The sequence below is a fragment of the Methanolobus vulcani genome (assembly GCF_006546655.1).
In the GTDB taxonomy this organism is placed as follows: domain Archaea; phylum Halobacteriota; class Methanosarcinia; order Methanosarcinales; family Methanosarcinaceae; genus Methanolobus; species Methanolobus vulcani_A.
On record NZ_VIAQ01000006.1, the window covers coordinates 357,879 to 364,353 of the forward strand.

The 6,475-nt window shown below is 42.5% G+C and carries 5 protein-coding genes; all 5 read right to left on the minus strand.

The features are described 5' to 3' along the window. Positions 1-31: 31 nt before the first annotated feature. The 5 genes from FKV42_RS02215 to FKV42_RS02235 all read right to left on the minus strand — a co-directional run bounded on the left by FKV42_RS02215 (position 32) and on the right by FKV42_RS02235 (position 5,930). On the minus strand, positions 32-877 hold the full coding sequence (locus FKV42_RS02215) for a hypothetical protein (protein WP_154808593.1): 846 nt from the start codon (positions 875-877) through the stop codon (positions 32-34). Positions 878-982: 105 nt separating this feature from the next. Next, a complete protein-coding gene (locus tag FKV42_RS02220; RefSeq protein ID WP_230375412.1) occupies positions 983-2,785 on the minus strand; it encodes a YgiQ family radical SAM protein in 1,803 nt (600 codons plus the stop codon). 75 nt (positions 2,786-2,860) lie between these two features. Continuing rightward, positions 2,861-3,499: an MBL fold metallo-hydrolase gene (locus tag FKV42_RS02225; RefSeq protein ID WP_154808595.1), complete on the minus strand. Its 639-nt coding sequence runs from the start codon at positions 3,497-3,499 to the stop codon at positions 2,861-2,863. A 29-nt stretch (positions 3,500-3,528) separates the two neighbouring features. Beyond that, positions 3,529-4,287 (minus strand): TatD family hydrolase, encoded by a 759-nt coding sequence (locus tag FKV42_RS02230; protein ID WP_154808596.1) that lies wholly within the window; start codon positions 4,285-4,287, stop codon positions 3,529-3,531. A 131-nt stretch (positions 4,288-4,418) separates the two neighbouring features. Further along, entirely contained in the window at positions 4,419-5,930 is a 1,512-nt protein-coding gene (locus FKV42_RS02235) for a 2-isopropylmalate synthase (protein WP_154808597.1), read from the minus strand. Positions 5,931-6,475 lie beyond the last annotated feature (545 nt).

The window sequence follows — 6,475 nt, forward strand, 5'->3', positions numbered from 1 at the left end:
GTATTTTTAAAAATAGACAAAGAGCATGAGTTCATGCTCTCTTTATTTTCCTTCCCAATGCTAGGGCAAACACTGCTCCTAAAGCTCCAAATCCCGGAGTAGGCAGACTATTTTCAGCATCATTGGCAGGCTCTTCAACGACTTCCTGCACAGATTCTATTTCTGTGTCCTCGTATCCGTTCATTTTTCGAAGTTCTGCATAGTCAAGGTTAAGTCTTTTACTCACAAAGTATGTGGGGTATGTTCCACCTTCAATATCAGCTCCCAGAACTTCATACACTATCGATGAGCCATCTTCTGACCAGTAAACTTCATAGACAGTTGACCTGTCCCAATCCATAGGAGTGTCTTTGGTATTTTCCTTGTAGTAAGGTATCAATTCTCTGTGTAGCAGGGTATTGTTGTGGACAGAGCAGATATCGATAGCATACTGGGCGTTTCTGCAGTCTTCAAAGAAAACGATTCTCGGTGCAGCGTACATCTTGCTGTCAGGCGAAAACGCAACTCCATAATAGCTCATTGTAATTATATTCTTGATATTTGTCACAGTTTCGGCAACTGTATCATTTATTACATAATCTTCTATTCCCACTCCATCTTGTGAATCAAGTGCTTTTTTGTAAACACTATAATTCCCATCCGGGCTTGTAGTTGTTCTTGGAGTAAGTCTGTAATTAAGATGTATTTGTGAATGTTCCCCATCTTCGCTGTACACTACTATCTGATGCGCTTCTATGCTATCAGGATTAGTGTATGATTTAGAATAGAACATAGTCTCTGTTACAGTCTCATCAATGCTTATTACCGGGCTCGCCAGAACGGCAGATGCCTGAATAATAATCAATAAAAAAATAGGTACCAACAACTTATACTTCATAGTATAACTTCCATCTTTTTTAAAATAATATCCGTATGAAGTACTGTAACTAATATATGTTAAAAAGATAACGATTTTATCTTGAAACGGAAATGGTAATTCTTTTTACCATCCACGCTTCCCTCCTTTCTTGCGGCTTATCAGGCAGTTCCATGAATTACCTACAAGATCAAGCCTGTTGGCACGCTTCAATCCTTCATACACCAGATTATAGTTTCCAGGTTCCCGGTAATGCAGCATTGCTCTCTGTATACTCTTATCTTTCTGGGAAGTTGCCACATAGATTTTCTTCCCGGTGAAAGGATCGATCCCTGTGTGGAACATGCATGTTGCTGCTGTCATAGGGGTAGGGGTGAAATCCTGAACCTGTCTGGTATAGCGTCCCGTGTCACGGATGTATTCGGCAGTTTCTATCATGTCACTAAGAGTACATCCCGGATGACTTGACATCAGGAAAGCAACAAGATACTGGTCCTTGCCAAGTTTCTCATTTATTTCCTTGAATTTTTCTTCAAATCTCTCGAATACTTCTCTGTCAGTTTTCTTCATGACATCGGTAACTTTATCACAATAATGTTCAGGCGCAACCTTCAATTGCCCGCTTACATGATGGGCACACAGTTCTTCCATGTATTCTTCATCAAGCAGTGCAAGGTCATAGCGTACACCATACCCGACAAAGACTTTCTTGATTCCCGGAAGTTCTCTGAGTCTGCGCATAAGTTCAATGAGTTTCTTATGGCTGGTGTTAAGTGAAGGACAGGCTTTCGGATATATGCAGATTTTATCCTTGCATACTCCTTTGTCTTCCCAGTTCTTGCAGTCCATTCCATACATATTGGCCGACGGACCACCAAGTCCGTTTATAGTGCCTTTGAATCCTTTTATACTGGTGAAACCTTCCGCTTCTCTCAGTATTGATTCCATACTGCGGCTGCGTATCATTCTTCCCTGGTGCAGGGCAATGGCACAGAAGGAACATGCTCCGAAGCATCCTCTATGAGTGTTAATGGAAAATTTTACCATGTCTAGAGCAGGAACTGGTTTATCGTATGATGGATGAGTCTCTCTGGTGAATGGAAGTTCATAAACGTGGTCCAGCTCTTCTGTTGTGAGTGGACGCATGGGTTTATTCTGTATAATAACTGTTTTTGGATGAACTTGAATAATGGCATGTCCATTGATGTGGTTCTGCTCATGGTAAACAGTCTTGAAGGTGCTTGCATAGAGTTCCTTGTTGTTCGAAACCTCAACATAAGGTGGTATTTCTATACGAGTTTCAAGCAAATCTTCTTTTTTCTCTTTCCATGTTTTGATATCCATTTTCCAGACAGTTCCGTCAATATCCGTGATATCTGAAACAGGAATTCCTTTGTTGAGCCGGTCTGCAATCTCAACTATCTGATGTTCACCCATGCCATAAATTATGATGTCCGCAGGAGCGTCTGCAAGTATTGACTGGCGCACTTTGTCAGACCAGTAATCGTATTGTGCGAAACGGCGAAGAGAAGCTTCTATTCCTCCAATTATCCTTGGAGTATCAGGATAGGCTTCTTTCAGGCGGTTGGAGTATACAATGGCTGCACGGTTAGGGCGTAAACCTGCCTCATTGTCGGGAGAATATGCGTCATCGTGTCTGAGTCTCTTGGATGGTGTGTAGTTACTCACCATGGAGTCGGTGTTGCCTGCACTTATGGCGAAGAAAAGGCGTGGTTTTCCAAGTTTCTTGAAATCTTCAACATCATCCCATTTTGGCTGTGCAATAACTCCTACTCTGTAGCCCGCATCTTCAAGAACCCTGCCAATGATACTGGTTCCAAATCCGGGGTGGTCTACATATGCATCACCTGTGACAATTATGACATCAAGTTCATCCCATCCTTTCTTTTTTGCTTCTTCGAGGCTCATGGGCAGGAACTTTGATGGGTCCATCTTTTTGATATTCTTGCCACTCTTATTTTTTTTATGTTTCATATTTTATCCTTAGAGCAACATGCTTTTAGACATGCGCAGAGAGAGTTGTATCTGTGTGTTGACGTCATTTGAGGTTACTTCACCGTGTCCCGGATAAAGTGTTTTGACATCCAGCTCTACAAGCTTGTTAATTGAAGCTGTTAATTGATCACGGTTGCCGCCCTGGAAATCCGTACGTCCTATGCTGCCGTTGGGAAATACTGTGTCACCTGAAAAAAGGCTTTTTGAATTAGATTCATAGAGGCAGATTCCTCCCGGTGTGTGTCCTGGTGTGTGTATGACTTCCAGTTCTTTTCCATTTCCTACGGGTATCCTGTCACCTTCTTCCAGGAGCATGTCAGGCTTAATTGCAGGTGCCTTGTTTCCAAACATTGCTGCTGCACTTACTATATCATTGCTCAGGAGCGGTTCATCGTCCTTGTGGATTGCTATTTTTGCACCGCTAATGTCTGCTATTGCCTGTGCGGATGCTGTGTGGTCGTAGTGGCAGTGAGTGAGTATTATAAGTTCAAGGTCTTCGATGTCAATGTTCTCTTTGATGGCGGAAATAAGGCCATCTGTGCTCATTCCGGTATCTATCAGTATTTTTCCGTTAATGAGGTATGAGTTAGCGTCATAAAGTCCGATAATAAAATGTTTGACCTGCATGTGCATTCTCCCGTACAGAAAAGTCGATTTTAGAGCTCAAATGCCCTGCGGGTATTTTGCATTGTCGCCTTAGCGATTTCAGCTTCATCTATTCCTTTTAGTTGTGATATGACAGGAACCGAGTCTTTGACAAAAGCAGGTTCGTTGCGCCCTTTGCGTGGTGAGAGGTACGGGCTGTCAGTTTCAATTAGCATATTCTCAAGAGGCAGATTCTTTGCTATCTCTTTATGATGCTCTGAAAAGCATACAAGGGTGGGAACTGAAACATAGTGGCCTGCATCAACTATGTCCTTCATTGTCTCTATACTGCCACCGTAGCAATGGAATACAACCCTGTCAAGATCCCTTGTCATCTCAAGTGCAAGTTCTTCCCCGTCCCTGCCGTGTATTACAAGGGTTTTGTTGTACTGGTCTGCTATGTCAATGACTCTTTCAAAGACTTCTTTTTGCTTTTGTTTTCCTGCTTCATCGGTGCAATAGTAAAAGTCAAGACCAGCTTCACCGATTCCAATGGCTTTGTCAACGTTGCGTTCCATCTGGGCAAGTATCTGGTTTATTTTTTCATCGTTAGTTTCAGGAACCATCTGGGGACTGAGACCAAGGGTTGCATGGATGAAATCATATTTTTTGGCAAGCTCAAGGGAATTAGCATTGGTTTTGTAATCTATGCCGGAGTTGATCATTAATGCAACTCCGCTTTCTTTTGCCCTCATTATCATCTCATGTCTGTCCTTGTTAAATTTAGGAAAATCAAGATGACAGTGAGAATCTATAACTTCGTAGTTCATGTGTATCTGTTCAGGATTATGAGTTCATTATATAGATACTATGGATATGCTCTGTTTTAATAGCATATGAGTGTGGGAATAGAAATAAAAAAGGTTTTGAACCGTGAATTCACGGTTCAGTAAAAAATCAGTTATTCCATGCTCCAGAGCTTCTTCTTATCAAGAAGCAGGTTTATGGCTGTTATGAGTGCGTCAACTGACGCAGTTGCAATGTCTGTGCTGGCAGATTGTGCGCTGGCAACACGTCCCTCTTCATCCTGGACTGAGATTGTCACTTCTGCAAGAGCATCGCTTCCACCTGTGATGGCTTCAAGACTGAAGTCGCGCACTTTTACTTTGGTGTATTCGCCAATCATGAGTTCTACTGCTTTAAGAGCAGCATCTATTGGTCCTACTCCATAGTTGGATGCGACTGCCTCCTGATCACCAATCTTAGCCCTGACGACTGCTGTAGGTGTTGTGAGGTTACCTGTCATTACAGAGAATTCTTTAAGGACAATGGTTTCACTACCAAGATTTTTTCCAAGGACTGCAGATGTGACTGCGCGCAGGTCTGCGTCACAGATACGCTTGCCTCTGTTGGCTATATCCTTTATCCTGGCAAGGATCTCATCCAGTTGTTCTTCGTTTGTCTCAATTCCCATATCTTCCAGGGATTTCTTGACTGCATGCTTTCCTGCATGTTTACCAAGAACTATGCGGCGCTTGTGACCAACCATTTCAGGTGTCATTATACCAGGCTCAAATGTGTCGGATTTCTCGAGCACTCCATGGGTGTGTATGCCGGATTCGTGTGCAAATGCGTTATCTCCTACTATAGGTGTGTTTGCTGGCATGTGTATGCCGGTGTAGTTCTCCACCATTTTTGCAGTTTCAAGGAGATATTCTGTCTTGATGTTCGTCTTTGCTCCATATATGGAATGGAGGCACATTACGACTTCAGCAAGATTTGCATTTCCTGCACGTTCTCCTATGCCGTTTACTGTCACTTGTATCTGGCTTGCACCTGCTTCAGCAGCCATAAGACTGTTTCCAACTGCAATTCCGAAGTCGTTGTGGCAGTGTACGTCAATGGGTATGTTTATTTCATTGTTGATACTCTTAATAAGCTCGTACATTGAGGATGGTGACATTACTCCGACTGTGTCGGGTACGTTTATGATGTCACAGCCTGCTTCTTCTACGGCTTTGTACACTTCTATAAGGTAGTCAAGGTCAGTTCTTGTGGCGTCCATGGCTGAGAACATACATTTTGCACCGTGGTCCTTAATGTAGTCTACAGCGTTGACTGCCATTGAAAGAACTTCTTCCCTGCTCTTCTTTATAGTATGTATCCTCTGGATGTCAGATGTGGATATGAATGTGTGTATCATATCAACGTTACAATCTATACATGCATCCAGATCTTTGGTAAGGACGCGGGCAAGACCACAGATATCGAGACTGAGTCCTTCGTTGGCTATGGCTCTTACATTTTGCTTTTCGCCTTCCGAAGATACCGGGAAACCAGCTTCAATCACGTCAACGCCAAGTTTGTCCAGTTGAAGGGCAATCTTGAGTTTTTGTTCGTTGGTGAGTGATACGCCAGGGGTTTGTTCACCGTCGCGCAGTGTCGTGTCAAAAATAGTCTTGTGTTTATCTATAAGCGGTTTATCGCTGTAAAAAGCGATCCCTCAGTTCTACGGTTGAATTCATGATAATCACTTCGCCTTGTAACTTATATTATAAATATTCTCCGCAAAGGAGATTAATTTATCTATAAATATGTTTCATGGATTAGATAATAATCCATTTTTCTCCGTTTCCCCGCAACGTTTTTATAGTAAGCCTGTTATGTAGGGGTGCTCGCGACGAGCACAATGATGCGGCTTCCGCATCAGATTATTTGTTCGCGAGAATCATTCGATGAAGTAATAACTTTCATTTCATCATGGCAGGTGTGATCAAAGGTCAATCCTTTGGCTTCGAACCCCGTGTTCGAAAGCTATATATACGATTGTGACCTTTGAAGGAGTCCGCGCAAATTGCGCGAAAACACTTGCAATCACCGCCTTACAAGTGGAGACAGAAGTTTTTTCTGTCTGACGTTGGATTTGGCAGTTCGGTTAATTCTGACCGGTAGTGTATAACTACTAAACAAAAATTAAGGAATTAACCAACTATGTGCAAATAGGAAATATTCTCTCAA

Coding starts and splice junctions, on each gene's coding strand:
- FKV42_RS02230 (WP_154808596.1), bottom strand. CDS start 4,287: ATGAACTACGAAGTTATAGATTCTCACTGTCATCTTGATTTTCCTAAA.
- FKV42_RS02215 (WP_154808593.1), bottom strand. CDS start 877: ATGAAGTATAAGTTGTTGGTACCTATTTTTTTATTGATTATTATTCAG.
- FKV42_RS02225 (WP_154808595.1), bottom strand. CDS start 3,499: ATGCAGGTCAAACATTTTATTATCGGACTTTATGACGCTAACTCATAC.
- FKV42_RS02220 (WP_230375412.1), bottom strand. CDS start 2,785: ATGAGCCTCGAAGAAGCAAAAAAGAAAGGATGGGATGAACTTGATGTC.